Below are 13,153 nucleotides of genomic sequence, written 5' to 3'. Positions count from 1 at the left end.
CTGCAAGCGATTGAAAAAAGGCCCTTCGGGGCCTTTTTTCGTTTCAGTGCCTTTTACGGCGACGCCCTCAACGACAGCGGGCTCAGGGAGCCCGGGCATCCTCCACTTTCCGGCTCAGTTGCTGAGCCAGCGCATGATAGAGCGAAACCGGCGCTATCCACCCCGAGACCGTCGAGGCGATCAGTCCCGCAGCCAGCAGCGGAATGGCAAGGTCGGGACTGTGAGAGAGCTCGAGAACGATCACGGAGCCTGTGAGCGGAGAGCGAGTCACGCCGCCCAGGTAGGCGCCCATGCCCAGCAGTGCGCCTGTCTGGGTATCGAACTCGGGAATGAACGAAAGCAGTGGCGATAGCGCTGCACCGACGCTCAGCGACGGCGAGAACAATCCGCCCGGAATACCGGCCAGATACGACACGACATTGGCCAGGAACTTGAAGAACAGGAAGCTATCCCCGGTGACCGGATGGCCTTCGAGCAAGGCGCGTGTCTCGGCGTAGCCGGTGCCGAACACATGGTTGCCCGACAGCAGGCCGATGATCGCCAGCAGCAGGCCGCAGGTGGCTGCAAAGGTGATCGGCCATCGACCGCGTATCGCACACAGTTTGCCGATCCAGCCCCGATCGCTGGGAAGCACCAGCTTGACGTAGAGACCGCCAAGCAGGCCTCCGAGCACACCGAAAGCCGGCACCGAAGCCCATTGCCAGCCATGGGGCAGCAGGGCGCCTATTTCACCGAAATAGGAGTAGTGCCCCATCAACCCCAACGTCACCATTCCACCGATGACCACGGCCGTCAGCACCAGGCCGCTGAAACGTTGCTCGAACGTCCGGCTGAGTTCCTCGATGGCGAAGACGATACCCGCCAACGGTGTGTTGAAGGCGGCGGCGATGCCTGCCGCGCCGCCTGCCAGGATCAGCCCGGAAACGGTGCGTCGACCGTGCAGGCCCAGCCGGGTGCCGAATGCATGGATGATGGAAGCACCGATATGCACGGTCGGGCCTTCGCGGCCTACGGAGCCTCCTACCAGGAGGGCCCCGGTGGTCAGGGTCATCCTGGCAATCGCCACCGGCAGGGCCAGCACCTGGCGACGGAAGCGGCGCGTGGGCGATTCCAGGGCGGCGATGACTTGTGGAATGCCGCTCCCCCTGGCCTGGGCGAACCATCGATGGCTCAACCAGGCGAGCAGGGCGAAACCTGTCGGTGTCACGACCAGGGGAAGCCAGGGGTGGCGGCCTGTCGCGGCATCGAAAATGGCGTAGGCATGGTCGGCAATCCAGGTAAACGCCAAGGCGACCAGGCCGACCAGGAGGGCGCCGACCCAGAAGGCAATTCGCTGTCGCCAGGTACGCCACCAACCGTAGACGAAACGACTTGGGCGACGCTGATTCGACCCGATGGGAGACGGGGTGGGCTCGGGGTGCGGCAAGATGGAAACTCCGACAATTCTGCTCCCCTGGATTATGTCGTACTTCTTCCGGTGCAAGGTCAGTGCTGCGCGATCAGTTGAGGAGTTGAGTCTATTTTTCCTGACGGTCACTCCAGGGAAAACTCACGTAAAAACGAGGTGTCCGGCGTATCTGGCGGGTGCTGGAGGCCGCCGTGCGTAGAGGGCTGTGTCCGCTCCCGAGTAGCCTGTTGGCGGCGATTGACACGGAAAGGCCGATTTCCTATTTTGTATTCAGCGCTGCATGCATTTGAATTTTTGCCCGTCTGGCCTGAGTCCAGCCAGGCAAGGCCCTGTGCCTGGACGCCCATTACGATCCGTCAATAACAATAGCGAGGAGCTCTCGTGCGCCCAATCGTCGTCGTCGGTGCTGGCATCATCGGTACCACCATTGCTTACAAACTCCAGCGGCACGGGAAGCGCGTGGTACTGGTCGATCGGGATGAGCCAGGGAAAGGGGCGTCCTTTGGCAACATGGCGAGCATCGCCGTGACCGAGTTCATGCCGGCCTCCCGTCCCGGCATCTGGTCGCAGATGCCCAAGTGGTTGCTCGATCCGGAAGGGCCGATTGCCATACGACCGAGCTACATGCTCAAGCTCATGCCCTGGTTCCTGCGTTTCCTCTCTGCAAGCCGGCCCTCCAAGGTCCGGGAGCTGGAGGCGGCCGGCGCCAGGTTGTGTTCGCGAGTGCACGAGGACCTGGCCGAACTGCTCAAGGAAACCGGCCTGGAACACATGATGAGCAACGAAGGCTGTCTCAGTCTTTACACCGATGAGACCGAGTTCCGCGCTGATCGCGAACACATCGAGGTGCTGGAGCGCTTCGGGTTCGAGCATCAGGTGTTGGGTCGTGATGCGCTTCAGGCGCTTGAGCCAGCGTTGGGCTCACAGATCGGCAAGGCCGTGCTGTTCCCGGAAAACCGCTCGATCTCGGACCCCTACGAGCTGGTCCGGCAACTGGTGGAGCAGTTCAAGGCCTTGGGCGGAACCGTGATCAAGGGCGAGGTGGTGCAATTCGACCAGACCGGCAGTTCGGTCGCGGCCGTGCGTCTCAAGGATGGCCGTTCGCTGGAGGCGCAGGAGGTCGTGCTGGCGGCCGGGGCCTATACGGCGCGGCTGTCGTCGCTGTTGGGCGAGCCCATTCCACTGGAGACGGAGCGTGGCTATCACACCCAGGTCATGGCGCCTGGCATCGCCATGAAGCACTCGATCATCTGGCCCGCGAAGGCGTTCATGGTCACCCCCACCGCAGGGGGGATCCGAATCGGTGGGACGGTGGAAATGGCCGGGCTGGAGGCGGCGCCCAATTACCGTCGCGCAAAAATCCTGGTCAAGCGCGCACAGGAAGCACTGCCTGAGCTGAAGGTGCAGAGCACTTCCGAGTGGATGGGGCACCGTCCGGCATTGCCGGATACCGTCCCGGTCATGGGGCGTTCGGCGGCCCGCGGCAACGTGTGGTATGCCTGCGGTCACGGCCACCTCGGCCTGACCTATGCCGCGACCACTGGCCGCCTGATGGTCGATCTCATGCTGGGCCAGCAACCGCCCATCGACATGTCGCCCTATCGCGTGGACCGCTTCTAGGAGGCCGAGCGGGGTGGTGCAGTGGTGGACTTCGACCGCGAGTACCACGGCGGAACCTGGCGCTGGATCCAGCCCGTCACCCAGGTGCCGGGCAACCAGACCATCACCGCAGGCGTCGATTACGACCAGAGCACGGATGAGCGTCGTGGCTACCAGAACTTCAGTGGCAGCGAACTGGGCGTCAAGGGTGCATTGCGGCGTGACGAGCGGGACATCGCTTCCTGCCTGGCGTCCCGCTCGACAACCTGCTGGATCGACAGTACGTGGGATCGGTCATCGTCGGCGACCGCAACGCACGCTACTACGAGGCCGCTCCGGGTCGCGCGTGGTACGCAGGGGCCGGGTTCGAGTACCGGTTCCAGTGAACGGCGACCTGTCGCGGGCAGCGGGGCTCGCGACAGGTCCATCGGCTCAGGCGACCGCCTGGGCTCCGGTGATCTCGACCAGCGAGCCGCACATGAACGCCGCTTCGTCCGAGGCCAGGAACGCGACCAGCGCGGCGACTTCCTCCGGCTTGCCGATCCGGCCCAGTGGCACCATCCGGTCGAGGTCGGCGATCGTCCGTCCCGACCGGAGCACCCCGGCCTCGAGCATGGGGGTATGGATTTCTCCCGGGCATACGGCGTTGACCCGGATATTCTGCGGGGCATAGTCGCGTGCCAGGTTCTGGGTGAACGAGGCGACGGCGGCCTTGGTGACGTTGTAGGCGATGTGTCCTGGGGCCGGATACAGTCCCCATTGCGAAGCGGTGTTGACGATCGCGCCGGCGCCGGCCTCGATCATGATCGGCAGCACTGCGCGGCACAGGTGGAACATCGAGTCCAGGTTGATCGCAAAACTCGCATGCCAATCCTCTTCGCTCAGCGCCAGCAGGTTTCCGCGGCGGTTGATCCCGGCGTTGTTGACCAGGATGTCGATCCGTCCCAGGCGTTCCATGACGTCAGTGACCAATGAGCGACAGGCCTCGCCTGCGCCGATGTCCGCCGCCAGCGCGAGGGCCTTGCCGCCGCTGCTCTCGATGGTCGCGACCACCGCTTGCGCCGCTTGCAGGTTGACGTCACTGACCACCACCGTGGCTCCTTCCCTGGCCAGCCGGGCGGCGATGGCTGAGCCAATGCCGCCGGCAGCGCCGGTCACGATTGCTGTCTTGTTCTCGAATCGGTTCATCGTCGACTCCTTGGGCTTGATGTCTGTGGTGTTGCCTTCGATCGGGTCAGGGGTGAAGCAAACCGGCAGCCGCGAGGCGGGCAGGGGCCGGCTATCAGCGGTGTAGGCGCAGGGTGAGGTCAGGCGATGCTCATGTGCGCCGTGAGGTTCTGTTGCATGTAGTCGAGGAAGCGGCGCTGGAACAGCAGGGTGTGCTCATGAGCGGCGGCCTCGGCGGCATCGGCATCCCGGGAGGCGATCGCCTGAATCATTTCGTCATGGTCGCGCCCCAGCCGATGGCTGCTGGCCGAGCTGACCACGTGGTCGAAGTGCAAGTGCAGCAGGCGCTGTCCTTCCCCCAGCAGCCGCTCGTAATAGTTGACGAAGTAGGGGTTGCGCCCGGCCTGGGCGATTGCCACGTGGAAAGCCTTGTTCAGCTCGGACATGGCCTGGAAGTCGCCATCCGTCACGGCCTTGAGATAGGCGGCATCGGCCTTGCGAATCAGCTCCAGGTCTTCCGGGCGATGCTGGGTGGCAGCCAGGCGAGTGACCACCCGTTGGATGAGGTCCAGCGCGGAAATGTAGTTGGGGAACGCCTCGATTTCGAAAGGCGTCACCAGGGTCGTGCGATTGGGCAGAATGACCACCAGGCCTTCGGTGATCAGGCGTGCCAATGCGTCGCGCACGGGAGAGCGGGAGAGTCCGAACTGGGCGGCCAGCGAGACCTCGTCCAACTGCTCGCCGGGCTTGAGCTTGAGGGTCAGGATCTGCCTGCGCAGTTCTTCGTAGATGTAGCGCCCACTGTGGCGGCGAACACCGCTTTCCGGATCGTTATTCTTGGCCATCATCAGGTCTCGGTTGATCTGCCGCCCATGATGCAGGGCAGTCTTGTTCTGGTTCGGTGCTGCTTGAACATCGCTCCGCCCCGTACGGGCATCGGGTGATGCCCATCCAGGTGCCGAGCCTGGGACTGCTCCAGGCTCGGCAGGCGCAGGGCTATCGGCCCAGTCCGCTGCCCCAGGTATCGCTGAGCATGAAACCGCCGGCCAGGGGATCGTCGGGATCGACGCCCATCTGCTGCAGCCCGTACAGCCAGGCGCGGCCGGTCACTCTCGGCAGCACGGCGGGCCGGCCGGCAACGTCGGTGTGCCCCAGCAGGGAGACCTGGAACTGCCCACCGATGGTCGAGCGCGACACCAGCTGGTCTCCCGGCTGCACCAGTCCGCGCGCCGCGAGGGTCGCGAGGTTGGCGGAGCTGCCGGTACCGCAGGGCGAGCGGTCGACCCGGCCGGGGGGCAGGGTGGTGCAGGTCTGGTAGGTGCGTTCGTCCAGCCGGTTGCGGAACATCACGTAGGCGACTTCGTTCACCGACGGCAGCAGCGGATGCTGGATGTTCAACTGGCGGTTGATCACCTCCTTGAGTGCCACGCCGGCATCGGCCAGCGCCCGGGCATTTTCCGGGGCGATGGACAAGCCGGTCTGCTCGACGTCGACCAGTGCGTAGTAGACGCCGCCAAAGGCGACATCGATCCTGATCGTGCCGAAGGCCTCGGTCTCGATGGGCAGGTCCAGGTGTTCGACGAACGACGGCACCATGTCCAGCGACACGTTGAGGCAGCGTCCGTCCGCGCACTGGGCGCGGGCGGTGACCAGGCCGGCTGGTGTATCGAGCACCACGGTGGTTTCGGGCTCCTGCATCGGCACCATGCCCAGTTCGAGCAGGGCGGTGACGACGCAGATGCAGTTGCTGCCCGACATCGGGTGGGCCTTGTCGGCCTGCAGCACGATGAAACCGGCATGGGCTTCTGGCCGGGTCGGTGGCAACAACAGGTTCACCGACATCTGCAGGCAGCCACGCGGCTCCAGGGTCACCAGCCGACGCAGGCGGTCGTCGACCTCGTTGATGTGGTTCATCTTGTCCAGCATGGTGGCGCCCGGGATACCCAGGACGCCCCCCGTGATGACCTTGCCGATTTCACCCTCGCAGTGCACTTCGGCCAGTTGCAGTGTCTGTTTCCAACGCATGGCGTTACCTCACTTGATGTACCAGCCCCAGGGCTGCTGGCTGTCGTAGCGGGTGATCTGCTTGGTTTCGAGGTAGTTGCCCAGGCCCCATTCACCCAGCTCACGGCCGATACCGCTCTGCTTGTAGCCGCCCCACGGTGCTTCGGTGAAGGTCGGTTGCGAGCAGTTGATCCAGACGATACCGGCACGGAACCTGCGCGCCACGCGCTCGCAGCGCTCAAGGTCCTTCGACATTACAGCGGCACCCAGGCCGAAACGCGAGTTGTTGGCCGACTTCACGGCTTCTTCCTCGGTGTCGAACGGACGAATGCAGACCACCGGGCCGAAGATCTCCTCGTTCCAGATCCAGCTGTCTTCCGGGACGTCGGCGAACACGGTGGGTTGCAGGTAGAAGCCCTTGTCCAGATGGGCAGGGCGTTCGCCACCGCACACCAGGCGGGCCCCTTCCTCAAGACCGCGGGAGATGGCCCGCAGGGTTCCGTCGTACTGGTTCTTGTTGACCAGCGGACCGAGCAGCACGCCTTCTTCCATGCCGTTGCCGATCCTGATCTTGCGTGTCTCCTCGGCCAGGCGGGCCAGCAGTGGCTCGTACGCCGAGCGCTCTACCAGAACCCGGGAGGTGGCCGAGCAGACTTCGCCCTTGTTCCAGAAGATCCCGAACATGATCCATTCGATCGCCTGTTCGATGTCGCTGTCGGCGAAGATCACGAACGGCGACTTGCCGCCCAGTTCCAGGGTCACGTTCTTGATGTCCTGGGCGGCCGCCTGCATGATCCGGCTGCCCACCGGCACGCTGCCGGTGAAGGCCAGCTTGTCCACGCCAGGGTGTGCGGTAATCGCCGCGCCGACGCTCGAGCCCGGGCCGGTGACGATGTTCAGCACGCCGGCCGGCAGGCCTGCCTCGTCGGCGATACGTGCCAGTTCCAGGGCCGTCAGCGAAGTCTGCTCGGCCGGCTTGAGGATGATGCAGCAACCGGCCGCCAGGGCCGGGGCGACCTTCCACGAAGCCATCAGCATCGGGAAGTTCCAGGGCACGATGGCCCCGGCCACCCCGATGGGCTCGCGACGGGCCAGCGAGCTGAAGCGGTCGTCGGCCAGCGCCACGGGCTTCTCGCGTTGGGCGTCCAGCTCTTCGGCCAGGTTGGCATAAAAATCGAAACAGCCCGCCGTGTCCCCGATGTCCCACATCGCTTCCGGGAACGGCTTGCCGTTGTCACGTACTTCGAGAGTGGCCAGTTCTTCCTGGCGGGCGCGAATGCCGTCAGCGATCTTGCGCAGGAAGGCGCCGCGTTCGGCACCACTCAGGCGTGGCCAGGGGCCTTCGTCGAAGGCGGCGCGGGCGGCCTTGACGGCGACGTCGACGTCTTCGGCGCTGCCGGACGCGACGGTGGCGATCAGGCTTTCATCGCTCGGGTCGTACGAGTTGAAGCTGCCACCGTTGAGGGGGCTGACCCATTGGCCATTGATGTAGAACTGGTCGTAGCGGTTCATGCGGTTGCTCCTGGTAGCACGCGGGTGCGCAGGCCGGGGGCCTTGATTATTCTTCAGCCGCCCGCAGGCAGGGCTGGTTGTGCGACTCGATGATCGACGCCGCCTGCCGGCGCGCTCCCGGTGCGAACGGGGCGTGCCAACAGGCGTGCCGGTACTGCGGGGCCTGCGTGGGGCCCCATTGCATCAATGTTGCGAAGCCTCGAAAACTTTGCGGAACTCGGCTTTTTCGGCGTCGGTCAGCGGCAGCAGGGGGGCGCGTGCATTGCCGACCTTGAAGCCTGCCAGCTCGGTGCCGTACTTGACCTTCTGGACGAACTTGCCGCTTTCCAGGTTGGCCATGGCCGGGAACAGGCTGCGCATGATCTGCTGGGCACCCCGGATGTCGCCGCCGGTGAAGGCCTTGTGGAACGCCACGACCTTCTCCGGGAAGATGTTGGCCGGGCCGCAGATCCAGCTGTCGGCACCCCACAGGTAGAAGTCCAGCGCCTGGTCGTCGGACCCGCAGGACAGCTGGATGCCCTTGTACTTCTCACCGATCTCGATGGCGCGCAGCAGGTTGCCGCTGCTTTCCTTGATCGCGATGACGCGTGGGTGCTGGTGCAGTTGCGCGATGACGTCCAGGCCGACTTCGACATTGGTGCGGATCGGATAGTTGTAGAGCACCACGTTGATTTCGGGGAAGGTCTCCAGGATGGTCTGGTAGTGGGCCAGCAGCTCTTCCTGGGAAGGCAGGGCATAGTAGGGCGGGGCAATCAGCAGGTTGGTGTAGCCGGCATCGACGGTCTGCTTGATCTGCTCCAGCACTTCACGGGTGCACGAGCCGTTGGCGCCGGCGATCAGGGTGCCGCGATCGCCGACCACTTCTTTCACGGTCGCCAGGATCTGGCGACGCTCTTCGTTGGTCAGGGCATAGTATTCGCCGGTCGAGCCCAGGGGCACGAAGCCGCTGACGCCGGCCTTGAGCTGGTGCTCGAGGATCGCGGCCAGGGTGTCGTGATCGACCTTGCCGGCGGCGTCGAATGGGGTGACCAGGGCGGGCAGGATGCCGTTCAGTTTCATGTTGATTCTCTCCTTGGGTGGGTAAAGTTCAGTGGCCGTGGCTTCAGTAGGCATAGCGGCGCAGCAGCCGCCCCTCGACCACGCCGACCAGGCGGGTCAGCGGGAAGGCCACGAGGAAGTAGATGACCGCGACCGCCGAGAGGAACTCGACCGGGCGGGCGGTGCTGTTGGAAATGTTCTGGCCGACGAACATCAGGTCGGCGACCCCGACCGAGGAGATCAGCGCGCTTTCCTTGAAGAGGCTGACCACGTTCGACAGCAGCGGTGGCACGGCGCGCAGCAGGGCCTGGGGGAAGATCACGTAGAGGATCTTGACCTTCGACGTCAGGCCCAGGGCGGTGCAGGCGTCGTGCTGCTCGCTGGCGATGGATTTCAAGGCACCACGGAAGGTTTCGCTGGTGATCGCCGCCATGTACAGGGTCAGGGCGATCAGCACCGACACGTAGGGCGGGATGTCCACCGAGAACACCACCGGGAAGCAGAAAAACACCCAGAACAGCTGGATCAGCAGCGGCGTACCGCGGAAGAACTCCACATACAGGCTCAGCGGCAGGCGGACCAGGCGCGTCTTCACCTGGCGCAGCAGGCTGACCACGAAACCGAGCAGGCTGCCGAGCAGGGCACACAGGCCGGTGAAGGCCAGGGTCAGGGCCAGCCCCTTGAGCAGCACGGGCCAGTAGTTCAGAACAACCGAGAAATCGAGTGGCATGGTGGGCTCCTCAGCGCTGGGCGGCCAGTTCCTGGCGCCGCTCGAACCACTGCACCAACTGCGCGATCGGCAGTGACAAGGCGAAGTAGATGAGGGCGATCAGGGTGTAGGTTTCCAGTGGGCGATAGGCCTCCGTGGCCAGGCTCTTGCCCACGTACATCAGGTCGGCGACCGCGACGATGGCGACCAGCGCGCTTTGCTGCAGGGTGCCGATTCCATTGGTGATGAGCACCGGCAGGGCGCTGCGCAGCGATTGCGGCAGAATCACGTACAGGGTGCGCTGCCAGGGCCGCAGGCCCAGGGCCACGCAGGCATCCAGGTGCTCGCGCGGCACCGCCTGGACGCCGGCCCGATAGGCTTCGGCGTTGAAGGCCGTGAGGTTCAGGCCCAGGGCCAGGAAGCCCATGGCGATCGGGTCGATGAACACGTTGAACAGCATCGGCACGCAATAGAAGAACCAGACGATCTGCAGCAGTGCCGGTGTGCAACGGAAGAACTCGATGAACAGTTGGGCCGGCCAGCGAATGAAGAACCAGCGGTTCAGGGTCATCAGGCACAGCACGAAACCGCAGGTCAGGCCGATCAGGTTCGACACCAGGGCCAGTTCGAGGGTGACCTTGAGCCCGTCGAGCAGCGCCGGCAGGCTGCCGCTCAGGAAATGAAAATCGAATTGGTAGCTCATCGCCAAGACCTCAATCCAGGTGCAGGACCTTTTCCAGGAATTCGCGGGTGCGCGGCTCGCGGGGGCTGGTGAAGAGCTGGTCCGGGTGACCCTGCTCGACCACCTTGCCGTTGGCGCAGAACACCACGCGCGTGGCGATGTTGCGGGCGAAGTGCATGTCGTGGGTGACGATGATCATGGCCATCTTCTGCTCGGCCAGTTGCATCATCACGTTCTGCACCTCGATGACCATCTCCGGGTCCAGGGCCGAGGTCACTTCGTCGAAGAGCATCAGCTTGGGTTCGAGCATCAGCGCGCGGGCGATCGCCACGCGTTGCTTCTGGCCACCGGAGAGTTGGCTGGGATAGGCGTGCAGCTTGCTTTCCAGGCCCAGGCGGGCCAGATAGGCACGAGCCTTTTCGGTGGCCTCGGCCTTGCTCAGGCCATGGACCTTGACCGGTGCCAGGATCAGGTTGCCCAGCACCGACAGGTGGGGGAACAGCGTGTAGTGCTGGAACACCATGCCGATCTGCTTGTGCAGCGTTTCATCCAGCGGCTTGCCCAGCTTGCGGCTGCCATCGATGTAGGGCTTGCCCTGAAACCGGATGCTCCCGCCCTGGATGCCCTCCAGTCCCATCAGCACACGCAGCAGGGAACTCTTGCCGCTGCCGGACGGGCCGATGATGACCAGTCGATCATCGGCGCGCATGTCCAGGTTCATCCGGTCCATCACCACCAACTGCTCGCCATACGCCTTGCAGACGTCGTGCAGTTGGATGAAGTCGCCAGGGTGTGACGAATTCGGGATGAGCGAAGCCTGTGGCTGATCAGCCACCAAATGAGGGGTGTTCATTACCGTCTTCTCCGCGAGGGCAGCCTGACCGGGGCCCCCGGTATGTCAGCAGGAGTTACTGAGCTTTTTTGCCCGCGATGATCTCGGCGGATGCCTTGTCCACCAGCTTGTCGATCTCGCCCGACTCGCGGCGCTGAGTCAGGTAGGCATCGAGCTGTGCCAGGTCCTCGGCAGGCGTGCCGAGCGGCAGGGCGAACGACACGCCTTGCTTGGCCAGGGCTGGTACCGGGAGCACTTCACGGGTCCAGCTGTTGGCCATGGCGAACAGGTGGTTGGTGTCGTTGGCGTCGGCGAGCACGTCGGCGCGGCGCGACATCAGGGCCATGCGGGTTTCGTCGGAGCCGGGAAGGCGCATCAGGGTCGCGCGCTTGACCGCGGCCGAGACCGCCTTGTCGGCCGCCGTGCCGGAAATCACGGCGATGGTCACGCCGGCCTTGTCATAGTCGGCAAGGCTGTTGCCGGCGCCGCTGAATTTCGGGTTCTTCTCGTTGATCAGCAGGGAAATCTGGTAGTCCGTGGCCGGCACCGAGAAGGCCACCGCCTGCGCCCGCTCCGGGGTCTTGTTCAGGGCCATGGCCATGTCCCATTTGCCGCTCTGCAGGCCGGCGACCTGGTTGTCCCAACTGGTGTCGACGAACTGCGCCTTGACCTTGAGCACATGCTCGGCGAAGTCGCGGCACAGGTCGACGAAGTAGCCGCTGTATTGCCCGGTGGCCGGATCGCGCATCACGTAGGGCGCGGCGACGGCAGCGCCGCAGCGTAGTACGCCGGTCTTGTGGGCGTTCTCCCAGGTGGCGGTTTCGGCGTGTGCGTAGGGCTGGGCCAGCAAAGCCAGGGCTGTTGCCAGGCAAGCAGCGCCACCACCGAGGGTGCGGATGAAGGGTCGTGCCATTTTGAATCTCTCCGGTGATTTGTTCTTGTAGACAGAAGAGCAAGCAAAGAAACGAATGTTGTTTTTGTGGATGCTGAATTGTGTGCAGCGATGCATTCAGGCTATTTCGATATCGGCGGAGCTGTCAACACGTCGCAAAGAATTTTTTGAAGCAAAACGCCCCCATTCGCGCACCGGGGCGAATGAGGGCGTCAGGGGGGGAGTCGGGGAGGGAGGGGCGGTCAGGCGGCGCTGGTCAGCTGCAGTTCGTTGAGAAAGCGCTCGAGGATCAGGTTCGGTCGGCGACCCTTGCGGGTGGCGACGGCCAGCTTGGAGTCGAAGTACAGGCGGCCGGGGTCCAGGGCGGCCATCAGCCCTTTCTCCACCCACGTGGCGGCGTAGTGGTCCGGCAGAAAACCGATGTAGCTGCCGGTCAGGATCAGGAACGCGATGCCTTCCCGGTCCGTTGCCGAGGCCGCGACGTTCAACAGCTGGTGCAGGCCGATCGCCTCCGCCGTCATCCGGTACGTGGGCACCACGGCGTCGGCGCGTATCAGGTCGTCGTTGCTGACTCCCGCTGCATGGGCGAACAGGGGGTGCTCATGGCTGCAGTACAGGTTCGAGCGTTCCTCGTAGAGCAGGCTGTAGTCCAGGCCCGACAGGGGGGTGATCAGCGGCACCGCGCCGACGTGCAACCGGCCGTCGACCAGCCCGCGCTCGATTTCTCCCGGGGTGCTCATGCTCAGGTTGATGCGTACGCCGGCGCCCTCGCGGCGCACGGCCTTGAGCGCATGGGTGATGCGCATCTTGGGCTGGGTCACCAGGTTGTTGACGATGGCCACGTTGAGGTCACCGCGCAGTTGCTGGTGCATCTGGTTGACCTCGCTGCGAAAGCCCTCGATGGCCACCAGCACGGTCTCGCCGGCACGCAGCACTTCGCGCCCCTCGTCCGTCAGGGCGAACCCGGCGCGGCCACGCTGGCACAGGCGCATGCCCAGGCGTTTCTCCAGGTCGCCCATGTGCAGGCTGATGGCGGAGCGGGTGATACCGAGCACGCTTTCCGCCGCCGAAAAGCTCCCGCACTCGGCCACGGTCTTGAAAACTCGCAGGAGCCTTAGGTCGAAATCGCTGACCTGATGCAAAGGCATTTTTTTTGTCATACGTGAGTTTTCCGATAACTGAGTTAAAGAAGAAATAGATTTAACGCATATGACCTTCCGGCACAAGCTAGGCGCATGACCCCTCTCCCTGATCCGCTGCCTTCGTGGGGGGAGGCTTCTTGTACAAGCTGCTTGTTATCAAGCGTTGAG

General features: G+C 64.3%; 12 protein-coding genes and 1 pseudogene. 2 read left to right on the top strand and 11 right to left on the bottom strand.

Annotated elements, in window-relative coordinates:
* Positions 1–82 precede the first annotated feature (82 nt).
* Positions 83–1,330 (bottom strand): chloride channel protein, encoded by a 1,248-nt coding sequence (locus HU752_RS22260; protein ID WP_437182383.1) that lies wholly within the window; start codon positions 1,328–1,330, stop codon positions 83–85.
* 459 nt (positions 1,331–1,789) lie between these two features.
* Between HU752_RS22260 and HU752_RS22255 the strand changes: the two genes are divergently transcribed.
* Complete coding sequence (locus HU752_RS22255; protein ID WP_186675279.1) at positions 1,790–3,028, top strand: NAD(P)/FAD-dependent oxidoreductase; 1,239 nt, start codon at positions 1,790–1,792, stop codon at positions 3,026–3,028.
* Between the two features lie 6 nt (positions 3,029–3,034).
* Positions 3,035–3,251 (top strand): annotated as a pseudogene (locus tag HU752_RS31845) (TonB-dependent receptor); the annotation flags it as partial.
* A 188-nt stretch (positions 3,252–3,439) separates the two neighbouring features.
* On the opposite strand, the gene HU752_RS22250 reads toward HU752_RS31845, so the two are convergent.
* From HU752_RS22250 to HU752_RS22205, 10 genes are all read right to left on the bottom strand, one after another.
* Entirely contained in the window at positions 3,440–4,195 is a 756-nt protein-coding gene (locus tag HU752_RS22250; RefSeq protein ID WP_186675280.1) for an SDR family NAD(P)-dependent oxidoreductase, read from the bottom strand.
* Between the two features lie 119 nt (positions 4,196–4,314).
* Positions 4,315–5,022, bottom strand: coding sequence for a GntR family transcriptional regulator (locus HU752_RS22245; RefSeq protein WP_186675282.1), 708 nt, complete (start codon positions 5,020–5,022; stop codon positions 4,315–4,317).
* Positions 5,023–5,170: 148 nt separating this feature from the next.
* Entirely contained in the window at positions 5,171–6,199 is a 1,029-nt protein-coding gene (locus HU752_RS22240) for a proline racemase family protein (protein ID WP_186675284.1), read from the bottom strand.
* Between the two features lie 9 nt (positions 6,200–6,208).
* Positions 6,209–7,690 carry an aldehyde dehydrogenase family protein gene (locus tag HU752_RS22235; RefSeq protein WP_186675286.1) on the bottom strand — a complete coding sequence of 494 codons (1,482 nt, stop codon included), beginning with the start codon at positions 7,688–7,690 and terminating at the stop codon, positions 6,209–6,211.
* 183 nt (positions 7,691–7,873) lie between these two features.
* Complete coding sequence (gene dapA, locus HU752_RS22230; protein ID WP_186675288.1) at positions 7,874–8,749, bottom strand: 4-hydroxy-tetrahydrodipicolinate synthase; 876 nt, start codon at positions 8,747–8,749, stop codon at positions 7,874–7,876.
* Between the two features lie 43 nt (positions 8,750–8,792).
* Entirely contained in the window at positions 8,793–9,458 is a 666-nt protein-coding gene (locus HU752_RS22225; protein ID WP_186675290.1) for an amino acid ABC transporter permease, read from the bottom strand.
* Between the two features lie 10 nt (positions 9,459–9,468).
* Positions 9,469–10,140 carry an amino acid ABC transporter permease gene (locus HU752_RS22220; RefSeq protein ID WP_186675292.1) on the bottom strand — a complete coding sequence of 224 codons (672 nt, stop codon included), beginning with the start codon at positions 10,138–10,140 and terminating at the stop codon, positions 9,469–9,471.
* 10 nt (positions 10,141–10,150) lie between these two features.
* Positions 10,151–10,972, bottom strand: coding sequence for an amino acid ABC transporter ATP-binding protein (locus tag HU752_RS22215; RefSeq protein WP_186675294.1), 822 nt, complete (start codon positions 10,970–10,972; stop codon positions 10,151–10,153).
* Between the two features lie 55 nt (positions 10,973–11,027).
* Positions 11,028–11,864, bottom strand: a complete 837-nt coding sequence (locus HU752_RS22210) for a substrate-binding periplasmic protein (RefSeq protein WP_186675296.1) — start codon at positions 11,862–11,864, stop codon at positions 11,028–11,030.
* Positions 11,865–12,085: 221 nt separating this feature from the next.
* Positions 12,086–13,003, bottom strand: a complete 918-nt coding sequence (locus tag HU752_RS22205) for a LysR family transcriptional regulator (RefSeq protein ID WP_186675298.1) — start codon at positions 13,001–13,003, stop codon at positions 12,086–12,088.
* Positions 13,004–13,153: the final 150 nt, after the last annotated feature.

Origin of the sequence: Pseudomonas vanderleydeniana (assembly GCF_014268755.2) — a bacterium.
GTDB lineage: Bacteria > Pseudomonadota > Gammaproteobacteria > Pseudomonadales > Pseudomonadaceae > Aquipseudomonas > Aquipseudomonas vanderleydeniana.
The sequence above is the reverse complement of the archived record's forward strand: the minus strand, read 5'-3'. Positions and strand labels throughout refer to the sequence as shown.

Bases quoted from the DNA above. Each gene is read 5' to 3' on its own strand.
- HU752_RS22250 (WP_186675280.1), bottom strand. From the start codon at position 4,195: ATGAACCGATTCGAGAACAAGACAGCAATCGTGACCGGCGCTGCCGGC.
- HU752_RS22245 (WP_186675282.1), bottom strand. From the start codon at position 5,022: ATGATGGCCAAGAATAACGATCCGGAAAGCGGTGTTCGCCGCCACAGT.
- HU752_RS22240 (WP_186675284.1), bottom strand. From the start codon at position 6,199: ATGCGTTGGAAACAGACACTGCAACTGGCCGAAGTGCACTGCGAGGGT.
- HU752_RS22235 (WP_186675286.1), bottom strand. From the start codon at position 7,690: ATGAACCGCTACGACCAGTTCTACATCAATGGCCAATGGGTCAGCCCC.
- dapA (WP_186675288.1), bottom strand. From the start codon at position 8,749: ATGAAACTGAACGGCATCCTGCCCGCCCTGGTCACCCCATTCGACGCC.
- HU752_RS22225 (WP_186675290.1), bottom strand. From the start codon at position 9,458: ATGCCACTCGATTTCTCGGTTGTTCTGAACTACTGGCCCGTGCTGCTC.
- HU752_RS22220 (WP_186675292.1), bottom strand. From the start codon at position 10,140: ATGAGCTACCAATTCGATTTTCATTTCCTGAGCGGCAGCCTGCCGGCG.
- HU752_RS22215 (WP_186675294.1), bottom strand. From the start codon at position 10,972: ATGAACACCCCTCATTTGGTGGCTGATCAGCCACAGGCTTCGCTCATC.
- HU752_RS22210 (WP_186675296.1), bottom strand. From the start codon at position 11,864: ATGGCACGACCCTTCATCCGCACCCTCGGTGGTGGCGCTGCTTGCCTG.
- HU752_RS22205 (WP_186675298.1), bottom strand. From the start codon at position 13,003: ATGACAAAAAAAATGCCTTTGCATCAGGTCAGCGATTTCGACCTAAGG.